At 70.8% G+C, this 20881-nt stretch carries 15 protein-coding genes and 2 pseudogenes; 5 read left to right on the top strand and 12 right to left on the bottom strand.

All coding sequences use genetic code 11. From position 1 onward, the window contains the following. The first annotated feature begins 67 nt into the window (after window positions 1-67). Window positions 68-1966 (top strand): S8 family serine peptidase, encoded by a 1899-nt coding sequence (locus tag OG371_RS02930; RefSeq protein WP_329065253.1) that lies wholly within the window; start codon window positions 68-70, stop codon window positions 1964-1966. 111 nt (window positions 1967-2077) lie between these two features. After that, window positions 2078-2371, top strand: a complete 294-nt coding sequence (locus OG371_RS02925) for a DUF1905 domain-containing protein (protein WP_329065251.1) — start codon at window positions 2078-2080, stop codon at window positions 2369-2371. A gap of 492 nt (window positions 2372-2863) precedes the next feature. On the opposite strand, the gene OG371_RS02920 is transcribed toward OG371_RS02925, so the two are convergent. Continuing rightward, on the bottom strand, window positions 2864-3502 hold the full coding sequence (locus tag OG371_RS02920; RefSeq protein ID WP_329065249.1) for a class I SAM-dependent methyltransferase: 639 nt from the start codon (window positions 3500-3502) through the stop codon (window positions 2864-2866). 34 nt (window positions 3503-3536) lie between these two features. Between OG371_RS02920 and OG371_RS02915 the strand changes: the two genes are divergently transcribed. Continuing rightward, window positions 3537-4274, top strand: a complete 738-nt coding sequence (locus tag OG371_RS02915; RefSeq protein WP_329065247.1) for an SDR family oxidoreductase — start codon at window positions 3537-3539, stop codon at window positions 4272-4274. 9 nt (window positions 4275-4283) lie between these two features. Here the strand turns inward: OG371_RS02915 and OG371_RS02910 are convergent, their stop codons facing one another. After that, window positions 4284-5318 (bottom strand): SDR family oxidoreductase, encoded by a 1035-nt coding sequence (locus tag OG371_RS02910; RefSeq protein ID WP_329065245.1) that lies wholly within the window; start codon window positions 5316-5318, stop codon window positions 4284-4286. 70 nt (window positions 5319-5388) lie between these two features. On the opposite strand from OG371_RS02910, the gene OG371_RS02905 reads away from it, so the two are divergent. Continuing rightward, complete coding sequence (locus OG371_RS02905) at window positions 5389-6270, top strand: LysR family transcriptional regulator (protein WP_329065244.1); 882 nt, start codon at window positions 5389-5391, stop codon at window positions 6268-6270. 5 nt (window positions 6271-6275) lie between these two features. On the opposite strand, the gene OG371_RS02900 is transcribed toward OG371_RS02905, so the two are convergent. Next, window positions 6276-7733, bottom strand: coding sequence for a peptide ABC transporter substrate-binding protein (locus OG371_RS02900; protein WP_329065242.1), 1458 nt, complete (start codon window positions 7731-7733; stop codon window positions 6276-6278). A gap of 99 nt (window positions 7734-7832) precedes the next feature. Between OG371_RS02900 and OG371_RS02895 the strand changes: the two genes are divergently transcribed. Continuing rightward, window positions 7833-9167 (top strand): LVIVD repeat-containing protein, encoded by a 1335-nt coding sequence (locus OG371_RS02895; protein ID WP_442876140.1) that lies wholly within the window; start codon window positions 7833-7835, stop codon window positions 9165-9167. Here the strand turns inward: OG371_RS02895 and OG371_RS02890 are convergent. The 9 genes and pseudogenes from OG371_RS02890 to OG371_RS02850 all read right to left on the bottom strand — a co-directional run. Further along, window positions 9157-9369: pseudogene (locus OG371_RS02890) on the bottom strand (alpha/beta hydrolase); the annotation flags it as partial. The gene OG371_RS02895 and the pseudogene OG371_RS02890 overlap by 11 nt on opposite strands. Window positions 9370-9393: 24 nt before the next feature. Continuing rightward, window positions 9394-9475 (bottom strand): annotated as a pseudogene (locus OG371_RS02885) (hypothetical protein); the annotation flags it as partial. 100 nt (window positions 9476-9575) lie between these two features. Continuing rightward, the gene (locus OG371_RS02880) at window positions 9576-11198 is read right to left on the bottom strand and encodes a glycoside hydrolase family 13 protein (RefSeq protein WP_329065238.1); all 1623 of its coding nucleotides are present in this window, start codon (window positions 11196-11198) and stop codon (window positions 9576-9578) included. Window positions 11199-11235: 37 nt separating this feature from the next. Then, on the bottom strand, window positions 11236-12153 hold the full coding sequence (locus OG371_RS02875) for a carbohydrate ABC transporter permease (protein ID WP_329065236.1): 918 nt from the start codon (window positions 12151-12153) through the stop codon (window positions 11236-11238). Window positions 12154-12162: 9 nt separating this feature from the next. Beyond that, window positions 12163-13131, bottom strand: a complete 969-nt coding sequence (locus OG371_RS02870) for a carbohydrate ABC transporter permease (RefSeq protein WP_329065233.1) — start codon at window positions 13129-13131, stop codon at window positions 12163-12165. Further along, the gene (locus OG371_RS02865; protein ID WP_329065231.1) at window positions 13109-14500 is read right to left on the bottom strand and encodes an ABC transporter substrate-binding protein; all 1392 of its coding nucleotides are present in this window, start codon (window positions 14498-14500) and stop codon (window positions 13109-13111) included. The genes OG371_RS02870 and OG371_RS02865 overlap by 23 nt, the downstream gene beginning before the upstream one ends. 207 nt (window positions 14501-14707) lie before the next feature. Then, a complete protein-coding gene (locus OG371_RS02860; RefSeq protein ID WP_329065228.1) occupies window positions 14708-15715 on the bottom strand; it encodes a LacI family DNA-binding transcriptional regulator in 1008 nt (335 codons plus the stop codon). Between the two features lie 206 nt (window positions 15716-15921). Beyond that, window positions 15922-18129 (bottom strand): discoidin domain-containing protein, encoded by a 2208-nt coding sequence (locus tag OG371_RS02855; RefSeq protein WP_329065226.1) that lies wholly within the window; start codon window positions 18127-18129, stop codon window positions 15922-15924. 37 nt (window positions 18130-18166) lie between these two features. After that, entirely contained in the window at window positions 18167-20536 is a 2370-nt protein-coding gene (locus OG371_RS02850; protein ID WP_442876076.1) for a discoidin domain-containing protein, read from the bottom strand. Window positions 20537-20881 lie beyond the last annotated feature (345 nt).

Raw genomic sequence — 20881 nt, 5'->3', positions numbered from 1 at the left:
ATCACGGCCGGTCATGGACCGGTCCCGCAACGCGCGCCGGGTGCGTTCAGTAACGGGGAGAACTCGAATGGTGAGATTTAGGCGTGCCGCAGCGCGCTCGGTGCCGCTCGCGATGGGTGCCTTGCTGCTGACGGCCGGCGTGTCGGCCGCGCAGCCTTCGGCCGCCGACACTGCCGCGGCGCGCACCGAAGCCGGGATCAACGCGTTGCAGGGCATCAAGAAGACGCTGACGCCCGCCGAACTCAAGCAGTCGAGCCAGCTCGTCGTCGAGAAGCGGCTGCGCGCGGACCGGACGCTGGCCGCCGAACTCCCCGGCTACCAGTCCGGCGTCGCGGTCAGCCAGGCCAGCACCGTGTCCGTCGACATCACCGGTGCGGCGGGCACGGCCGTGTCGCGCGCCGTCAAGGCGGCCGGCGGCACGGTCCGCGACGCCACGCCCGACGGTTCTGTGCGCGCCGACCTGCCGCTGTCCGCGGTGGACGCGATCGCCGCCCGCACGGACGTCACCACCGTCGCGCCCGCGGCGCAGGCCATGACCTGGAACGAGCCCAGTCCGCAGCAGCAGCTGGCCGCGAAGGCCGTCGCCGCCGTGCAGGTGTCGGAAGGGGACAAGGCGCACGGCGCCGACACCGCGCGCACGAAGTACGGGGTGGACGGCACCGGCATCAAGGTGTGCGTGCTGTCGGACGGCGTGGACTCGCTGTCGAAGTCGCAGTCCGCGGGCGAGCTGCCCACCGTCGACGTGCTGTCCGGTCAGGCCGGCAGCGGCGACGAGGGCACCGCGATGCTGGAGATCGTGCACGACCTCGCTCCGGGCGCGACGCTCGGCTTCGCGACCGCCTTCGGCAGCGAAGCGGGCTTCGCCGCGAACATCCGTGCGCTGCGCACCACCGGCAAGTGCACCGTGATCGTGGACGACGTCGCCTACTTCGACGAGTCGCCGTTCCAGGACACGCAGGTCGCACAGGCCGTCAACGACGTCACGGCCGCCGGCGCGGAGTACTTCTCCTCGGCCGGCAACTCCGGCAACCTGACCGACGGCTCCAGCGGCTACTACGAGGGCGACTTCCGCGCTTCGGACACCGCGCTGCCGGGTGTCACCGGCACTCCGCACGACTTCGACCCCGGCAGCGCCACGCAGACCAGCGACCCGCTGTCGCCCGGCTCGCTGGGCAAGCCGGTGGCCCTGTTCTGGTCCGACCCGTGGGGCAAGTCCGCCAACGACTACGACCTGTATATCCTCGACTCGACGGGCAAGGTCGTCGCCTCCGGCACGAACCGGCAGACCGGCACGCAGGACCCGTACGAGAGCGCGACCGTGCCCAGCACCGGCTCCGGATACCGCCTCGCCGTGGTGAAGACCAGCGGCGCGGACCGGTTCATCGCGCTGAACGTGATCCGCGGCCGGTTCGTGGATTCGGGCTCGCTCAAGGCATTCAGCACGGCGGGCGTGACCTCGGGCCACTCGGCGGCGGCCGCGGCGTTCAGCGTGGCGGCGGCCCCGGCGGCGACGGCGTTCGGCCGCGCGCTCGAGGCGGGCGACCCGCCGAACCCGACCGGCCCGTACCCCGGACTGTTCAGCGCGTCGAGCAAGTGGGAGCGGTTCACCTCCGACGGCCAGCGGCACATGTTCTACAACGCCGACGGCACCGCCCTCACCCCCGGCAACGTCTCCTCGACGGGCGGCGCGACCCGCGCCAAGCCGGACATCACGGCGGCGGACGGCGTCGCCACGTCAGTGGCGGGTTTCCAGCCCTTCTACGGCACCTCGGCCGCGGCCCCGCACGCCGCGGCGATCGCCGCCCTGCTGCTGTCCGGCAAGCCGACCGCGACCCCGGCCGAAATCCGCACGGCCCTGGTCTCGAGCGCGATCGACCTGGGCGCCCCCGGTTATGACCCGGTGACCGGCAATGGCGTGATCATGGCCGGCCCGGCGCTGGCCGCGCTGGGCCTGCCCGCGAAGTAGATTCCCTGATCAAGAGGACGGCCCGGTGAGCAGCGCGCTCGCCGGGCCGTTTTTGTCGGGGTGGCTGGGTAGTGTCCTGAGCAGGGTCCGGGCAGCGGAGGAGGTGAGCCGGTGGAGTTCGAGTTCGAATTCGGTGGTGAGGTGTGGTTCTGGCGCGGTCCGGCGCCGTGGTACTTCATCACCGTGCCGGAGGAGGAATGCCGGCTCCTGCGGGAGGAATCGGCGTCGGTGAGCTACGGCTGGGGGATGATCCCGGTCCGGGCCCGGATCGGGGACAGCACCTGGTCGACCTCGCTGTTCCCGAAGGACGGGCGTTATGTCGTGCCGGTGAAGGCCGCGGTGCGCCGGGCCGAGAAATTGGAGGAGGGGGATGTGCCGACTGTGCGGCTGGGGATCCGGGCTTGAAGTGGTGGCTGGCTGCGCTGTTGTGGGGCTGGGGGTTCGGGCTTGAGGTGATGGCTGGCTGTGCGGCTGTGCGGCTGGGGGTTCGGGGGTGGCTGGTGACTGCTTGGGCTGTGGCTAGGGATCCAGGGGTGAACTGGTGGCTGGCTGCGCTGCGTTTGTGGCCGGGCTTCAGGTTGCTTGGCTTCCGCTGAGGCTTTCGTCGCTTCGGCGGCCAGAGGGTTACGGTGAGCCGCGAGCCGCGAGCCGCGAGCCGCGAGCCGCGAGCCGCGAGCCGCGAGCCGCGAGCCGCGAGCCGCGAGCCGCGAGCCGCGAGCCGCGAGCCGCGAGCCGCGAGGGTCGGGGGTCGCGGGGGTCGGCCGTGGCCAACCGGAAGTCGGGTGCCGGGCGTCGCGGGCCGGGCACCGGGTCTTGTGGTGTTGTGGGCGGGCGCGAGGGCTCGAGCCGCTCCGGCAAACAGGGCGTGCTTCCTTGCGCAGCCCCGATCCCGGTGCGTCAGCCGGTCGCTTCGGTGACCAGGAGGTGGAAGGCGGCCAGGCCCTCGCCGATTCGATCGTGGCGGCGGATGTCCAGGCCGGCCGTCGTGAGGGCGTGTTCCAAGTCCTCGACCGGGCGTAGCCGGAAGGTGTGGTCGGTGAACGGGGCCTTGGCCATCGCGGACGGGTCGCCGATGCCGAGGACGAAGCGGCCGCCCGGGGCCAGGACCCGGGCGATCTCCGAAAACGCCGCGGTCAGGTCCGAGACGAAATACACCGTGTTGACCGTGATCGCGGCCGTCACCGAGGCGTCCGGCAAGGGCAGCGCGGTCATGGTGCCCTCGTGCAGCACGAGCCGTCCGGCGGCGATGTTCGCGGGGAAGGCGCGACGGGCGCCGGCGAGCATCGTGGCCGACAGCTCGACGCCGTGCACCGTGCCGCCGTTCGTGGCTCGGAGCAGCAGGTCCAGGCCGAGGCCACCGCCGAAGCCGATGTCCAGGGCCGTTTCGCCCCGGCGCAACGCCAGGGCCTCGACCGCCGCCGTCACGCGGCCGCGGTTCGCGCGGTTGAGCAGCCGTCCGACGGCCCGGCCGCGCAAGCCGCGCGGGTGACCCAGCTGGCGGGCGAGTCCGGCGAGGAGAGTGTTTCGTGGTCCCATCAGTACAGTCTGCGGCATTCGGGAGGAGAACGGCATGACCGGGAAAACGGCGGTGGTCACCGGGGCGGGCTCCGGACTGGGCCGGCGGATCGCCCGCGCGCTGCTCGGCGCGGGTTACCAGGTGGCGCTGGCCGGCCGCCGCGAAGAGGCGCTTCAGGAGACCGCGGACGGTGACGGCAACGCGCTGGCCGTGCCGGTCGACGTCGCCGATGCCGAGGCCGTCGAAGGGCTGTTCACGGCCGTCCGCGAGCGGTGGGGACGGCTCGACCTGCTGGTCAACAACGCGGGCGTGTCCATCGGCGGCACCATCGCCGATCTGTCCGTGGACGACTGGCGCCGCACCGTCGACACCAACCTCACCGGCATGTTCCTGTGCGCGCAGCAGGCCGTCCGCCTGATGCGCGACCAGGACCCGAGGGGCGGCCGGATCATCAACAACGGCTCGATCTCCGCGCACGCCCCGCGCCCGGCCAGCGTCGGCTACACCGCCACCAAACACGCGGTGACCGGGCTGACCCGCTCGATCTCCCTCGACGGCCGCGCCTGGAACGTCGCGTGTGGACAGATCGACATCGGCAACGCCGCGACCGAGATGACCGAGCGCATGGCCGCCGGCATCCCGCAGGCCGACGGCCGCGTGGTCGCGGAGCCGACGTTCGACGCCGGCCACGTCGCCGACGCCGTGCTGTACATGGCCGCGCTGCCGCTGGACACGAACGTCCAGTTCCTCACCATCACGGCCACCACCATGCCGTTCATCGGCCGCGGTTAAGCAAGCACATCACGGGATGACGCGCTCGCGGCGGAACTCGTCGAAGAGCCGGTAGAACATCTGCTCGGTCTCCACGTAGGAGTGGAACCCGGCGCGCCGGGACTTCGACGAGTCGGCGAACATGTCGTAGTCCCAGGAGAACACGAAGTCGCCGAAGCCCCAGGCGGAAACGTCGGCGTACGAGGGTTTCAAGCCGTGCTCCGCCGCCATCTTCGTCCACAGTGGACCTTTGTCGGCCATGACGACGTCCAGCGACATCGGCAGCGGCGGCGCGGCTTCGAGCCCGAAGTAGGCGGCGATCTTCGGCCACAGCTCGCTCCAGCGGAACAGGTCGCCGTTGGCGATGTTGTACGCCTGGTCCGCCGTCGAGGTCGCGGCCCACACCGTCGCCTCGGCCAGCAGCCGCGCGTCGGTCATCTCCAGCAGGCTGGTGTACGCGCCCGGACGGCCCGGAAACCGCAGCGGCAGGCCGAGTTCCTTCGAGATCGACGCGTACACCGCGATCACCAGCGCCAGGTTCATCGGGTTGCCCAGCGTTGTCCCCCCGACCACGGACGGCCGGATCACCGACCAGGACCACGCCTTGCCGATGCGACGGCGTTCGAGGAACGCCTGCTGGTCGACGTTGAACTCGGGCGGCATGTGCCCCGCGTCGGTCTCGCGCGCGGGCGTCTTGAACGGGCCGAGGTGCGCGCCGTAGACCTTGTACCCCTGCATCAGGCTCACGTGCCGCAGCCCGGGCGCGGCGGGTTCGAGGCCGTCGACCAGGTTCTCGAGCATCGCCAGGTTCGGCGGCACGAGCTCGGCCCAGGTGGGCCGGTCCTGGTAGGCGGCGTAGAAGAGGTGGGTCACGTCGCCGGCGCCGGCCAGCTTCGCCCGGGTGTCCGCCGCGTCGAGCAGGTCGACGGCGATGGCGCCGGGACCGCCGCGGCGCGAAAGGCCGACGACGTCCCAGCCGCCGAGGCCGCGCAGGTGCTCGATCAGGTTCCGGCCGATGATCCCGTTCGCCCCGGCGACCATGGCGACGTTCCGCGTTGTGCTCATACCTCGATCCTGGAACCGAAGATGCCATGAGTCCAAGGCTTAGTTTTCACAAGAGCGATAAGATCTGTTCATGGCAAGCCTGAGGCAGCTCGAGTACCTCGTCACGGTCGTCGACACGGGTTCGTTCACGCGGGCGGCCGAACAGCTGCACGTGACGCAACCGGCCCTCTCGCACCAGATGCGCGCGCTGGAGCAGACCGTCGGCGGCCCGTTGCTGGAGCGGTTGCCGCGCGCGGTGCGGCTCACGCCGATGGGACGCGCGATGCTGCCCCACGCGCGGGCGACGCTGGCCGACGCCGAGCGTGCCCGGTGTGCGGCCCGGCAGGCGGGCGGGCTGATGGCCGGTGAGCTGCTGGTCGCGACGGTCTACTCGGTGAGCCTCGGCGTGCTGCCGCCGGCGCTGCGTGTCTGGCGCCGCGAACGGCCGGAGGTGGACGTGCGCCTGTTCGAGTACCGGCACGCCGACGAGCTGCGCGAGGCGATGACGGCGGGGGAGGCCGACGTCGCGGTCGGCCCGGTCCCCGAGGGCTGGGACGGGCCCGTCCGGGAGATCGGCACGGAGGACTTCGTGGTCGTCCTGCCCACCGACGGCAATAAGTCCGAACAAGGCCCGGACGGCACCGTCGATCTGGCCACCCTGGCCGACTGCGCGTGGGTGCACTACGCACCGGGCCACGGTCTCGCCGAGCTGGTGGACCGCGCCTGCGCCGACGCGGGTTTCCGGCCGCGCCCCGCGGTGCGCACGGAGCAGACCGCCGCGGCGCCGATCCTCGCCGCGGCCGGGCTGGGGCCGGCGCTGGTGCCCGCGAACGTCCTGCCGCCGCGCTTCGAGGGCCGGGTCCTGCGCCCGTCCACCCCGGTCCGCCGCCGGCTCGTGGCGTACACCCGCCCCGGTCCCGACCCGCTGACCTCGGGGTTCGTCGACGTCGTGGCCGAGCACGCGACCGTCTGAGGAGTTCAGACCGAGATGTCGGCCAGCCTGACGTCGGCGAACGGCGTCGCGGTGACGTCGTGCACGCGCGGCGCCCAGACGGCATGGCCGTGGCCGGTCCAGAGCGGCGCGACAGGCAGGTCGCGCAGCAGCTGGTTCTCGGCGACGCGGTAGAGCTGCCCGGACTCCTCGGGCGTCGCGGCGGACTCGGCGGCGGCGAGGTCCTGCGTGAAGCCCGGATCGGTGTACCCCGACGCGGCGGCCAGACCGGTGAGCAGCTCCGCCGGGCTCGGGGTGTTGGCCTTGAGGTCCACTGTGGACGGACTGTCCAGCGGCCCGTCGGACTGCCTCGGCTGCGCGGTCACGGGCACGCCGAGCGTCCCGCCCAGGCCGGCGGCCAGCGCGCCGGTCCAGGTGCCCGCGCCGGTGTCGAAATAGACCGTCGCCGGGCCGGTGAAGCCGGACTGGCCGAGCAGCGATTTCGCGGCCGCCGCGTCGAACGAGCACGGACGGCAGGTGCCGGTGCGCTCGCCGGGGGCCTCGGCGGGCGGCAGCAGCGCCCGCGGCGGGTCGACCTGCTGCGCGAGCGGGCCCTTCACCAGCGCCTCCCGGTCGGCCGCCAGCGCGAACGCGTGCCGCACGGTGGCGTCGGCGAACCGGGGCGTGCGCACCGGGAACACCAGGTAGCCGGCCTCGGGCAGCGGCCAGGTGGTGTGCCGGCCATCGAAGTCGGCGTGCATCGCCTCGTGCCGCTCGCCCGGCACCGAAGTGGCGAGGTCGAGCTGTCCGTCCCGCACCTGGTCGTACTGCTCGGCCGGATCCCCGACCTGCAGGTCGACCTCGTTCGCCTTGCCCGGCGCGGGTGTCACGCGCACGAGCTTGCCGCCGGTGCCGGGCACCCAGCCGTTTTCCAGGCGGAACGGGCCGTTGCCGACTGGGTGGCGCGCGAAGCCGTTCCAGTCGCGGGAAGCCAGCACGGACGCGGGCAGCGGCACCAGCCCCGGAGCCGACAGCAGCGCGGGCACCTGGTTGGAGGGGCGGTCGAGGTCGATCCGGATCGTCGCCGGGTCCGGGGCGGAGATCTCCTTGGCGCGCAAGGACTCCTTCAGCACCGGGGTGGCGGCCCAGTTCTCCGCCGCGACGGCCTTCCAGGTGTCCACATAGGACCGGGCGGTGACCGGGGTGCCGTCATGGAACCGGCCGCCCGCCCGCAGCCGCACGGTCCAGTGCACGCGGTCCGGGCTGGTGATCGATTCGGCGGCGCGCGGGGTGAGGCGGCCGGACGCGGTGTCGTAGTCGGCCAGCGGCGTCCAGAGCGCGCCGGTGACCAGGCGCCCGGCCTGGTCGTCGACGTCGGCGGGCAGCAGCGTGCCCGGCTCCTGCAGGCCGACGGCCAGCGCACCGGGCTGGGCCGGCTCGACGGCGGAGCAGCCGGCGAGGGCCACGGCCGCGGTGGCGAGCAGGACGAGCAGACGCGAACGCATGGTGCCTTACTACCAGCCTCAAGGAACGAAAGACGGTTGTGTCCGGTTAATTACCGTCTTACAGTGCGACAGTCACGCTGGGCGTTCTGGGAGGTTCGTGTGCGTCGTTGGTGGCTCCGCCCGGTGCTGGCTCTGACGACGGTGGCCGCGACGCTGGTCTCCACCGGCCTGCCCGCCGCGGCCTGCGGTGAGGACGACAAGCCGGCGGCGCAGGTCAAGCGCACCGCGGGCGATCCGGGCGCGGTGAAGGGCGTGCGCGCGGTCGGGAACCTGCCCGACGCGCAGGGCGCCATCTCGGCGAACTTCCTGCAGTACGGCCGCCGCGACGTGATGGTGGTGTCCGGCGAGTTCGGCCTCAAGGTCTACGACCTGACCCGGAATCCGGCCGCGCCGAAGGCGATCGGGCAGCTCAGCCTGCCGGGCCTGTGGGAGACCGAGGACACCGAGGTGGACGCGGCGCGCAAGCTGGTCTTCCTCTCCCGCGACCCGCGCGCCTTCAACGGGAACACGCACACCGGCGAGTCCGGCATCTACGTCGTGGACCTCTCGCGGCCGGAGTCGCCGCAGATCCTGAGCTACGTGCGCCTGCCGGCCGGGCACACGACCAGCTGCGTCGACGGCTGCCGCTACCTGTGGACCGGCGGCCCGTCGAAGGCCGACGACCAGCCCGCCGACTGGGGCGGCCGCCCGATCTGGGTCACCGACGTCCGCGATCCGCGCCACCCGAAGGTCCACCCGGACCCGATCGAGCTGGCCCGCAACGACGGCAAGACCGACTACGTGCACGACGTCCAGGTGGATGCCGCGGGCGTCGCCTGGGTTTCCGGCCGCGGCGGCGTGCGCGGCTACTGGACCTCCGGCCTCCACCACGACCCGGTGCAGGGCCGGATCCGCCGCGCCACGGCCGACGCCCCGGTGCCGTACGCCGGCGGTGGCGTGGCCGAAACCGCCGCGCCGTCGAGGTTCCTGCACAACAGCTTCCACCCGGTCGGCCCCGCCGCCGACGGTGCCTGGCGCGGCCACGACCTGGTGTACGCCACCGAGGAGAACTTCGTCGACGGCTGCGCGGGCGACGGCGTCCTGACCATCTCGTCGCTGGCCGGCTCCTACGGCGGCGAGGGCTGGCGCTCGACCCCGTCGGCCCCGTTCCGGCTGCAGAGCGTCGGCACCTGGAGCGTCGAGGGCCAGGAAGGCAGTGATCCCGCTTCCGACGACTGCTCCGCGCACTACTTCGACGTGCGCGGCCACGTGCTGGTGCAGTCGTTCTACGCGCAGGGCACCCGGTTCCTGGACGTCAGCGACCCGACCAACCCGCGTCAGATCGCCTACTTCCGCCCGGCCGACGCCAGCTCGTGGGCCCCGTACTGGCACGACGGATACGTGTACGTGGCGGACCACGCGCGCGGCGTGGACATCCTGAAGCTCACCGTTTGACCTGCTGGGCAAGGAAAAGCGCGGCGCGGTCGAGTGCCTGATCGGCTTCTTCGAGGACCCCGGCGAACCACTGGAACCCGTGCGCCACGCCGGCGGTGACGTCGAGGATCACGTCCACCCCGGCGTCCCTCGCGCGAGCGGCCAGCCGCGTGGAGTCGTCGAGGAGCACCTCGTTGGCGCCGGACTGCAGCAGCATCGGCGGGCGCGTCTTCGATCGCGGCCGGGAACGGGTGCTCGGGGGCGAGCCGGTAACCCAGTGACAGGGCCCGGAAGCCGGTTTTCACCACCAGGTTCCCGGTCAGCGACATCTGCTCATCGTCGCCCCCTGCGGAAGTGGATGCCGCCAGCGGGGATTGTCCCATCGCAGCGCCCGCCCCGGCGTCAGAACACCGGGACGGGCACTGGAACTCAGGAACGCAGCCACACCGCCGTGTCGGTGGGCAGCAGCCCGTCCGGCAACGGCCCGCTGGCCAGCAGGACTTCCGAATGCGCGGGCAACTGAACCGGCGCGGCCGAGAAGTTCAGCAGGAACACAAAACCCGGCGCACGCGAGAAGGCCAGCACGTCCGGGCCCGCGTCCAGCCAGGACAACGCCGGCTCACCGAGGGAAGACCGCAGCGCCAGGCCCCGGCGGTAGAGCGACAGCATCGAGTCCGGGTCGCCGGCCTCCGCTTCCGCCGTGTACGCAACCCATTCCGCCGGCTGGGGCAGCCACGGCTCGCCCTCACCGAAGCCGAACGGCGACGCCTGGCCGGACCACGGGATCGGCACCCGGCAGCCGTCACGGCCCGGGTCGGCGCCCTGGGTCCGGGCCCAGACCGGGTCCTGGCGCAGGCCGGACGGGATGTCCTCGACCTCCCACAGGCCCAGCTCCTCACCCTGGTAGACGTACAGCCCACCGGGCAGCGACAGCGTCAGCAGGGCGGCCGCGCGGGCCCGGCGGGTGCCGAGCACGCGGTCGACGGGTGTCCCATGTAGACGGTCCGCGAAGGCGAAACCGGTGTCGCCCGAACGGCCGTACCGCGTGACGTGCCGGGTGACGTCGTGGTTCGACAGCACCCACGCGGCCGGGGCGCCCACCTCCTCGTGCGCCCGCAGGGTGCGGGAGATGACGTCGCGGAAGCGGCCGGGATCCCACGGGCAGGTCAGGAAGTCGAAGTTGAACGCCGAGTGCAGCTCGTCGCGGCGGAGGTAGCGCGCCGCTCTCGACATGTCGGGCAGCCACATCTCGCCGACCAGGATCTTCTCGCCCGGGTAGCTGTCGGCGATCTTGCGCCACGAGCGGTAGATCTCGTGCAGCCCCTCCTGATCGGAGAACGGCGTCTCGTCGCCGTCGTCTACGTCGGGCAGGACCGGGTCCTTGACCAGCCCGTCGGCGACGTCCACGCGGAACCCGTCCACCCCGCGGTCGAACCAGAACCGCAGCACGTCCTCGAACTCCGCGCGGATGTCGGGACTGTCCCAGTTGAAGTCCGGCTGCCGCGAGCTGTACAGGTGCAGGTACCACTCGCCGGGGCTGCCGTCGGCCTCGGTCACCCGGGTCCAGGCCGGCCCGCCGAAGCGGGACTTCCAGTTGTTCGGCGGCTCCGAGCCGTCCGGCCCGCGGCCGGGGCGGAACCAGAACCGCTGCCGCTCGGCCGAGCCGGGGGCCGCGGCCAGCGCCGCCCGGAACCACCGGTGCTCGTCGGAGCAGTGGTTCGGCACGATGTCGATGATGACGCGGATGCCCAGCTCGTGCGCCTCCGTCAGGAGCTGCTCGGCCTCGCCCAAGGTGCCGAACAGCGGCTCGATGTCGCGGAAGTCGGCGACGTCGTAGCCGCCGTCGTCCATCGGCGACGGGTACCACGGCGTGAACCAGATCGCGTCCACGCCCAGCCCGGCGAGATAGTCCAATTTGGACCGCACGCCGGTCAGGTCGCCGACGCCGTCGCCGTTCCCGTCCGCGAAACTGCGGATGTACACCTGGTAGATCGCCGCGCTGCGCCACCAGGCCGAGCCCTCGGTGGTGGACAGCTGCCCCGAAGCGGTCACTGCGTTACCCCTCCCTTGTGGGTTTCGAGAGTTCACATCAGCCCTTGATCGAACCGGCGGTCAGCCCGGCGAAGATCTGGCGCTGGAACACGAGGAACAGCGCGATCATCGGGATGCTCGCCAGCACCATGCCCGCGACGAGCAGGTTCAGCGGCAGGTCGATGGCCACGCGCTGCAGCATCACGCTCAGCGTCTGCTTGCCGGTGTCCGGGAACACCAGCAGCGGCCAGATGAAGTCCTTCCACGCGGCGACGATGGTCAGGATCGACACCACCGCGAGAATCGGCCGGGAGATCGGCAGGATGATCCGCCACAGCGTGCGGACCGGCCCCGCCCCGTCGAGGCGCGCGGCCTCGATCAGCTCGTCCGGGATCTGGTCGAAGAACCGTTTGAGCAGGTAGATGTTGAACGCGTTGGCCGCCGCGGGCAGCCAGATCGCGGTGGGCGAGTTGATCAGGTTGAGGTGCAGCAGCGGCAGGTCGGTCACGGTCACGTACGTCGGCACCAGCAGGGCCGCGGCCGGCAGCATCAGCGTGACGAGCATCAGCCCGAGCACGACGTTGCCGAACTTCGGCCGCAGCTTCGACAGCGCGAACGCCGCCGGCACGTCCACCGCGAGCTGCACCAGCCAGGCACCGCCGGCCACGACCACGGTGTTCCACAGGTACTTGCCGAGGTTCATCTGGCTCCAGGCCTCGGCGAAGGACTCCGGGTGCCACTGCTGCGGCACCAGCGTCGCGGGCGTGCGGGCCAGCTCCGCCGGGGTTTTCATCGCGCCGGTCACCGCCCAGTACAGCGGGAACAGGAACGCGATGGTGAACGCCACGAACGTGCACACGAACACGATCACGTACAGCGTCTTGCCGCCGCGGGTGCGCAGCTGCGACGGCGAGACCAGCGTGCGCCCGGATGGTGCTTCGGCACGCTTCTTCTTGTGTGGCAAGGTAATGGTCACCGGAACCTCCTAAGCGTCCGCTCGCCGGGTCATCCGCACGTACATCGCCGAGAACACCCCGAGCGCCACGAACAGCAGCAGGCTCATCGCGCTGGCCGAGCCGAAGTCGTTGTAGACGAAGGCGTAGCGGTACAGCAGCAGGAGCACGGTCACGGTCGAGTCGTCCGGGCCGCCGCCGGTCATCACGTACGGCTCGGTGAACACCTGCATGGTCGCGACGATCTGCAGCAGGAGGAGCACCAGCAGCACGAACCGCGTCTGCGGGAACGTGACGTGCCGCAGCCGCCGCCACATGCCGGCGCCGTCCAGCTCCGCGGCCTCGTACAGCTCGCCCGGGATGGTCTGCAGCGCCGCCAGGTAGATCAGCGTCGTGCTGCCCATGTTCGCCCAGGTGGACACGAACACCAGCGACAGCATCGCCGTGGTGCTGGAGTCGAGCCACTGCGCGCCGGGCAGGCCCACCGCGGTCAGCGCCGAGTTGAACAGGCCTGGGCCCGGGTCGTAGAACCACTTCCACATCAGCGCGGTGACCACCGGCGGCAGCATCACCGGCAGGTACACCGCGAGCCGGAAGTACGCCCGCGCGTGGCGCAGCTCGTTCAGCAGCACCGCGGCCAGGAACGGCACGGCGAAGCCGAAAACGAGCGCGAACCCGGTGAACAGCAACGTGTTGCGCCAGGCGACCCCGAACAGCGGGTCCTGGAAGAGCCGCACGAAGTTGTCGAAGCCCACCCAGGTCGGCGGGTTCACGAAGTCCACCTGCTGGAAGCTCAGCAGCACCCCGCGCACGATGGGGTACCAGGAGAACATCGCGAACACCAGGATCGCGGCGCACAACAGGCTGTACGCGGTGATGTTGTCCTTGATCTTCCGCCGTAGCCGGGAACGGCGGCGCTCGGCCGCTGTCGCGACGGGCCGACTGGCCCGCGGGGTCGCCGCGGGCCAGTCGAGAACGTCACTTGACCTGGGCGAGGGCACTGTTGACCTTCGACGTCGCGGAGGAGAGCAGCTGGTCGACGTTCGCATTGCGGTCGGTCAGCACCGCCTGCATCACGCTGTCGAGGGCCGCGTAGATCTGCTGCGCGTTCGGCGGCTCGATGCTGCCCTTGATCCGGTTCGCGGTGTCGACGTAGGCCTGGTAGTTCTGCGCCGGCACGTTCGCGTACTTCTTCTTCACGGCCAGCTGCTGGTCGCGCACGGCGCCCTGCCAGATGTCCGGCGTCGGCTCGGTCGGCAGGCCCACCGGCTGCTGCCCGTCGGCGTACTGCTTGACGTGCTTGTCGAAGCGGTCCGGGTTGAGGTACTTCCACTGGATCCACTCGAGCCCGGCCTTGACCTTCGCGGCCGAGGCCTTCGGGTTGATCATGTAGCCCTCGCCGCCGAGCAGGGTGCCCTGCCCGCCGGGCATGCCGGCGATCCCGTAGTCCTCGTACTTGCCGTTGAACTGCTTGACCAGCACCGGCACGTTGTCCGGGGCGGCCATGTACATGCCGAGCTGGCCGGCGCCCATCAGCTGCTGCACGTCCACGTCCTGCAGCAGCTGCTTGCTGCCCATGGAGTTGTCGTCCCAGCGCATTTCGTGCAGGTAGTTCAGCGCGGCGCGGGCCTTGTCGTTGTCGAAGTCGGCGACCCACTTGTCGCCGTCCTTGCGCGCGACGTCACCGCCCATCGAGTACAGCCAGCCGGTCATGTGCCAGCCGCCCTGGTTGTTCTTGCTGTAGTCGGCGTACCCCACGACGCCGTTCCCCAGTGCGGAGATCTTCTTCGCGTCGGCGCGGACCTCGTCCCACGTCGTCGGCGGCTGGTCCGGGTTGAGCCCGGCCTGCTGGAAGAGCTTGCGGTTGTAGACCAGCCCCATGGTGTAGTTCGCGGTCGGCAGGCCGTAGAGCTTGCCGTTCGCGTCGCGGAAGTTGTCCAGCAATTGCGGCTGGATGTCGTTCACGTGCGGGACGCTCTTGGCCGCTTCCGTGATGTCGGCGGCCTGATGCCGGGCGATGATCTGCGCCGGATCGGTGAAGTAGACGTAGTAGACGTCCTCGAGCTGGCCGCCGGCCAGCTTGGCGGAGAACGTCTTGGGGTCCATGAACCCCTCGTGGGGGACGATGTCGATGTTCGGGTGGGACGCCTCGAACTCGGCCACGTCGGCGTCGAACACCTTGCGTTCGAACGGCTGCGTCTGCGGCGGTTGCCCGGTGACGGTGATCTGCACCTTGCCACCCGCGGCACCGCTGTCCGTCCCGCCGCCACAGGCGGCCAGGCTCACGGCCAGCCCACCCGCGGTGAGCAGGGCGAGCACGGTTCTGGGAGTGCGGCGGGGCCTCGGCGCTCGGGACCAGGGACTGCTCATCTCAAGCCTCTTCTCGCGGTCGCGACGGCTGTGTCGTGATGGCGGTCACTCTAAAGTGTGAGACCGGAAGCCCGCAATAACCCGACGAGAAGTTGCAAGTTACGAACAGGACGCGGCGCCGTTGGCCGGCTTATGTCCCCGGACGCGCCGAAGGGGGCCTTCAGGGACTCGGTGGTCCCTCAAGGCCCCCTTCGGGGACTGCCGGGGTTACGCGGTGTGCCGGGCGGTCGACCCGCGGACCACCAGCTCCGGCGCGAACAGCAGCTCCTCGGCCGCCACCGTGCCGCCGTTGATCCTTTTGACCAGCAGCTCCACCACCGCGCGGCCCATCGCCTCGATCGGCTGGCGGGTGGTGGTGAGCGGCGGGTCGGTGCAGTTCATCAGGGCCGAGTCGTCGTAGCCGACGACGGAGATGTCGTCCGGCACCGAGAGGCCCTGCCGCCGGGCGGCGCGGATGGCGCCGAGCGCGAGCAGGTCGCTGGCGCACAGCACGGCGGTGGCCCCGCGCGGGTACAGCCGGGCGGCCGCCGCGTGCCCGCCCTCGATGGAGAACATGCCGTGCTCCACCAGTTCGTCGAGCACCGGCAGGCCGAGCTTCGCCGCGTACGCGCGGAACGCCTCGAGCTTGCGCTGCGACGGCACGTGGTCGACCGGCCCGAGCACCAGCCCGATCTTCTCGTGCCCGAGCGAGTTGAGGTGCCCGACGACCTGCTCGACGGCCACCGCGTCGTCGCACGAGACCTGCGGCAGCCCGAGGTGGTCGACGGCGGCGTTGATCAGCACCGTGGGCAGCCGCCGCTCGACAAGGTGGTGGTAGTGCGTGTGCACGGCGTCGGCCTGGGCGAACAGCCCGCCGGCGAACACCACCCCGGACACCTGCTGCTGCAACAGCAACTCCACGTACTCGGCCTCGGACACCCCGCCCGCGGTGCGGGTGCAGAGCACGGGGGTGAACCCCTGCTGGGCCAGCGCGTTGCCCATGATCTCGGCGAGCGCGGGGAAAATCGGGTTCTGCAGCTCGGGCAGCACCAGCCCGACCAGGCGGGCCCGTTCCCCGCGCAGCTGGGTCGGCCGCTCGTAGCCCATCACGTCCAGCGCGGTGAGCACGGCGGCGCGAGTGCTCGCGGAAACCCCGGACCGGCCGTTGAGCACCCGGCTGACCGTGGCTTCGCTGACCCCCACCTGATGGGCCACTTCGGCAAGTCGACGCGTCATGTCCGAAATTTTACTGCAATCGGATGCAAAAGTGCGACTCGGTCGAGGGTGAGTGGGCCGCGGGCGCGTCCGGCCGGCGTGCGCCCGGCATCGGGACGTCCACCCGCCCCGCGGACCAGGAGTCTCATGTGGACTTTCCGGTGTGGGTAGACGATAAAGAAGGCCTCCCCGTCCGGGCCGCCACTCGGGCGGGGAGGCCTTCGTCCTCAGGCGGCCGCGACCTCCAGCTCGGAGACCTGCCCGGCCGGCCAGCCGGTGTTGCCGGTGATGTTCAGCCGCACGAAACGCTGGGTCGTGGTGCCGAAGGCGGCCGACGCGGTGTTCGAGGAGGACGGGTCGAACGTCCAGCCGCGGGAGGGCACCAGGGTGGTCCACGAGCTGCCGTCCGGGCTGCCCTGGACGGTGAGCGTTTCGGTGCGGGTCGCCCAATCGGCCGACGGCGGGAGCTTCAGCGTCACCTTGTTGATGGCCGAGGCCGAGCCGAGGTCGACGGTCAGCGTCTGGGGGAACGCGTTGTTGGTGCTCTCCCAGTAGCTGCTCGCATTGCCGTCCACCGCGTTGCCCGGCGGGAAGCCCCCGACCGAGCCGGACGCGGTGGTCAGCTTGCCGCGGGCGATGTTCGTGCCCGACTGCGGCGGCTGGGGCGGGCCGGAGTTCGGCGCGGGCCACGAGGAGCAGTCGCCCCAGGTGCCGGTCCAGCCGGTGTTGCCCGAGCCGCTGAACGTCATCGCCGGGGTCGAGGACGGGTACGGGCAGTTGTACGTGCCCGTGACCCCGACGCCGGACGCGGTCAGGTTGCTGATCGAGACGCTGCCCTGCGTCTGCGACTGCGCCACGAAAGTGCCCGTGCCGCGCACCGTCACGCCGTCGATGGTGATGCCGCCGACCACCTTGCCCGCGCCGTTGCCGTCGATGAACTGGATCGCCTCGTACGGGCTGTCGATCGCGGTGAAGCCGTTGACCTTGATGGCCACGCCGCTGATCGCCTGGTCCCGCGCGTCGAACCACAGCGCGCCGACGCCGAACTGCCAGTTCGGGTCGAGCGCCCCGGCCCGCAGCGCGGTGTTGTCCGACAACGTGACGGTGCCCGACAGCGGGACCGAGCTGAACCGGTTGGCCACCAGGTAGCCCCCGCCCAGCGCGTTCGTGTCCTGCACCAGGTTGCCGCTCACGGTGTTGTCCGACCCGCCGTACAGCGCGATGCCGTTGGCCAGATTCGGCTGCACCACGGTGTTGTTGGTCAGCGAGTTGCCCGAATCCGCCTGGCCGTTGGACCAGAGCGCGAGCCCGTCGTCACCGTTGTTGCGCAGGTAGTTGTTGTGCAGCGTCGAATTCGTCACGGCGCCGTCGAAGTTGACGCCGTCGGCCTGCGTGTCGAGGATGCGGTTGTTCTCGATCGTCAGGTTCGACGAAGCGCCGCTCATCAGCCACAGGCCGCACTTGGTGTTCTGGATCCACAGCCCGGACACCGTCGAGCCGGCCCCGAGCACCCCGTGGAAGGCGTTGTCCGGGCTGCTGTCGTTGCGCGCGGAGACCGAGCCGAAGACGGCGAAGTCGTAGAGCTTGATGTTGCCGGACGCGCTGCCGTTGTTGAAGATGTTGTTGCCGTGCAGCACCGTGTACCACTGCCCGGCGCCGCGGACGGTGGTCTGGTCGATCTGCAGCGCCGAGCCGATCTCGAACCGGCCGGGCGGCACCCACAGCTCCTTGCCCTGCGAGCGCGCGGCGGACAAGCCGTTGCGGAACGCCTGGGTGTCGTCGGACGAATCGTCCGCCGTGGCCCCGTAATCGGTCACCGAAAGCGCGTTCGCCGGTTTCGTGCCCGCGCCGCCGACCTGTTCGAAGTCGGCCAGGTCTATGGTGGCCTGTCCGACGTCACCGGAGTCGAGCTGCACCTTGACCTTCGTGCCCGCGCCGGCGTTCTGGCCGAACAGCATCCGGGCGTCGTCGAAGAAGTGGTGCGTCTTTGCGCCCGGGATGCTGGGCGTGTCGGTGTAGGAATACTGCGAGGTAACGGAAAGGCCGCTGCCGAGCTTCGTGCCGCCGACGTACACCGACATCCGGCCGGAGCTGCCGTCGGGCAGGCTGTAGTGGACGTTGATCGAGTTGGCCGCGGCAGGCAGGGTGAATTCGACGTACTGGCCCTGGCCGAGGGTCACGGCCTGGCGGCCGGAAGCCTCCGACGCCAGGCTCGCCTGCGTGTAGTCGGGCCCGATCGCCGTGCCGTTGGTCGAGGAGCATTCGGCCTCGACGGTCCGGAACGGCGTCGAAGCGCCGCCGGACGCGGTGGCCGGGCAGGTCGCCGCGGCCGCCGGGCTCGCCGAGCCGACCGCGAACACGGTCAGCCCGGACGAGACCAGCGCGGCCGCCAGCAGCGCCGCCCGGCCGCGGGGCCGGGATGAGGTGGGGGACATCTTCTGGGCACTCACCTTTCTGGGGATTCGCGGGGAGTCAGGACGCGTAGGCCTCGAGCTCGGACAGCTGCCCGGCGGGCCAGCCGGTGTTGCCGGTGAACGTCAGCCGCAGGTAACGCGTGCTCGCGGCGGTGAACGTGACGGTCGCCGTGTTGCCACTACTGGGGTTGAACGTGTAGCCCGCGGACGCCTTCAACGTGGTGTAGCTGGAGTTGTCCGCACTGCCGGAGACGGCGAGCGTCTGGGTGCGGGTGCCCCAGTCGTTCGACGGCGGCAGCTTCAGCACCAGCCGGCCGACGGACAGGGCGCTGCCCAGGTCCACGGTGATCGTCTGCGGGAACGCGTTGTTGGCGCTTTCCCAGTACGTGCCGGTGTTCCCGTCCACGGCGTTGCCCGGCGGGAAGCCGCCCTGCGAGCCGCTCGCGCTGGCCGCCTTGTGCAGCGCGACGTTCCCGGTCGGCGGCTGGGTGGGCGTGGTCGGGGTCGTCGGCGTGGTGGGCGGGGTGGAGGTGCCGCCGCTGTCGCCGTCGTACACCGGCGTCGGCCACGAACCGCAGAACGTGGTGGTCCAGCCGGAGTTGCCGCCCTGGTCGGCGAGCCCGGTCATCGCGTCCGGGCCCATGCAGTTGTAGATGCCCGCGCGGCCGATCTTGGTCGCGACGACGTTCTTCACCGTGCCGGTCGGCTTCGCCTGCAACTGCCACGCGAACGTGCCCGCGCCGGTGATCCGCAGGCCGTCGAAGTGGACGTCGCTGGTGGCGCTGTCGATGAACTGGACGCCCTCGTAGTTGTTGTCCAGCAAGTCGTTGTCGACCACGTCGACCCGGCCGGTGATGGCCGAGTCGCGGCCGTCGAACCACAGCGCGCCGACTCCGAACTGCCAGTTGGAGTCGAGCACGCCGGTGCGCATCGCGGTGTTGCGCGTGACCGTCGTGGTGCCCGAGAGCGGCACCGCGCTGAACCGGTTGGCGACGTGGATGCCGCCGCCCTGGTCCTGGTTGTCGGCCACCACGTTGTCGGAAACGGTGTTGTCGTGGCCGCCGTAGATCGCGATGTTGTTCGCCAGGATCGGCAGCAGCACGGTGTTGAACGAGAACGTGTTGTTGTGGTCGGCGTCGTGCTCGGCCCACATGGCCAGCCCGTCGTCACCGGTGTTGCGCAGGAAGTTGTTGGTCACCAGCACATTGCTGATGCCCTGGTGCAGGTTCAGCCCGTCCGCGGTCTGGTCGAGGATCCGGTTGTCGCGCACGGTGAGCCCGTCGAACGGCCCGTCGAGCCACAGCCCGACCTTCGTGTGCTGGATCCACAGGTCCTGCACCACCGAGCCGCCGCCCAGCGCGCCGCCGATGCCGTTGGCCTGGTCGCAGTCCACCCGCGCGTCGACCTCGCCCATGATCGCGAAGTCGTACAGCTTCACGTTGGTGCTGCTGCCCGGCACGGCCGGGTTGCCGGGGTAGGTCGGGGTGCTGCAGCTGGCCGGCTCGCCCTTGCCGAAGATGCCCGCGCGCGAGCCGTGCAGCTCGGAGTACCACGGGCCGGCGCCGCGCACGGTCACCTGGTCCACCGTCACGTGGTGGTTCAGCACGAACGTGCCCGCCGGGATCCAGACCTCCTTGCCCTGGCTCTTGGCCGCGGCGACGGCGGCGTCGAACGCGGCCGCGTCGTCACCTCCGTCGCCCGAGGTGGCGCCGTAATCGGTGACGGACAGGGAGTTCGCCGGCTGCGTCTTCGGCGCGGCGACCTGCTCGAAGTCGGCCAGGTCGATGGTCGCGGGGGTGACGTCGCCGGGGTCGACCTGGATCCGGATCTTGGTGCCCTGCGGGTAACTGGCCGGGAAGAGGGTGCGGACCTCGTCGTAGAAGTGGTGCGCCTTGCCCTGGCCCGGGTCGTTGCTGAACGGGTAGCCGCCGTAGTACCAGCCGTAGCGCGAGGTGAGGTCGAGGTCGCGGTTGTGGGCGCCGTTGACGTAGACGGCGATCTTGCCGTTGATCCCGGTGCCCTGGGCGTTGTCGGGCAGGCTGTAGCGGAAGTCGAGCGAGTTCGACGGCGCGCTCAGGGTGAACTCGACGTACTGGCCCTGGCTCGAAAGCGTCACCGCCTTGCGCCCGGACGCCTCGCCGGCGAGCGTGCCCGCCGCGCGGTCGGGGCCGATCACGGTGCCGTTGGTCGCCGCGTTCTCGGCTTCCTGCTCCACGAACGGGACGGTGGCGCCGCGGCCGGCGACGTCGAGGGCCGAGCCGGACGCGGCCGGGGCGGCCGCCGCGGGCAGGGCGGCGGGTGAGGCGGCGAGCGTGAGCGCCGTCAGCCCGGCGGCCGCCAGCACCGCGCTGGTCAATGCCGCGATTCTGCGTTTTCCGGAGGCCGGTGGGCGTTTTTCGGGCGCGCTGAAGACACCTGGGGGAGTCACGGGAGCAGCACTCACCTTTCTTGGGCTCGTGTGCACTGGTGGGGACAGTGTGAGCTGGATCATACGAATTTCTGACAGGGAACCGCAATAGTTGGACGGACTTACGCAAAATTTCGACAACTATCGTCGATCATGAACACCGCTGCGGCGTTCGGCCCAGTCCCGGTGAACGGCTGCCCCCATCGGCGCCTGGCCTGGTCATCTTTCACCTTCGCCGCCGTTTGTGAAGGCCTCGTTCACCCCGGCCCCGCCGGATGGCGGGGTATTCCCGCCGCGTGGCTGAGGTGCGAACGGGCCGTTCGCGACGAAGATCGATCCCGACCGGCATTGCCCTTGGAGGTATCG

The organism is Amycolatopsis sp. NBC_01480, assembly GCF_036227205.1.
Classification (GTDB): domain Bacteria; phylum Actinomycetota; class Actinomycetes; order Mycobacteriales; family Pseudonocardiaceae; genus Amycolatopsis.
Note: the sequence above shows the minus strand (reverse complement) of the source record. Positions and strands in the feature narration are given on the sequence as shown.

Coding starts and splice junctions, on each gene's coding strand:
- OG371_RS02930 (WP_329065253.1), top strand. CDS start 68: ATGGTGAGATTTAGGCGTGCCGCAGCGCGCTCGGTGCCGCTCGCGATG.
- OG371_RS02920 (WP_329065249.1), bottom strand. CDS start 3,502: ATGGGACCACGAAACACTCTCCTCGCCGGACTCGCCCGCCAGCTGGGT.
- OG371_RS02915 (WP_329065247.1), top strand. CDS start 3,537: ATGACCGGGAAAACGGCGGTGGTCACCGGGGCGGGCTCCGGACTGGGC.
- OG371_RS02910 (WP_329065245.1), bottom strand. CDS start 5,318: ATGAGCACAACGCGGAACGTCGCCATGGTCGCCGGGGCGAACGGGATC.
- OG371_RS02905 (WP_329065244.1), top strand. CDS start 5,389: ATGGCAAGCCTGAGGCAGCTCGAGTACCTCGTCACGGTCGTCGACACG.
- OG371_RS02900 (WP_329065242.1), bottom strand. CDS start 7,733: ATGCGTTCGCGTCTGCTCGTCCTGCTCGCCACCGCGGCCGTGGCCCTC.
- OG371_RS02865 (WP_329065231.1), bottom strand. CDS start 14,500: ATGAGCAGTCCCTGGTCCCGAGCGCCGAGGCCCCGCCGCACTCCCAGA.
- OG371_RS02860 (WP_329065228.1), bottom strand. CDS start 15,715: ATGACGCGTCGACTTGCCGAAGTGGCCCATCAGGTGGGGGTCAGCGAA.
- OG371_RS02855 (WP_329065226.1), bottom strand. CDS start 18,129: ATGTCCCCCACCTCATCCCGGCCCCGCGGCCGGGCGGCGCTGCTGGCG.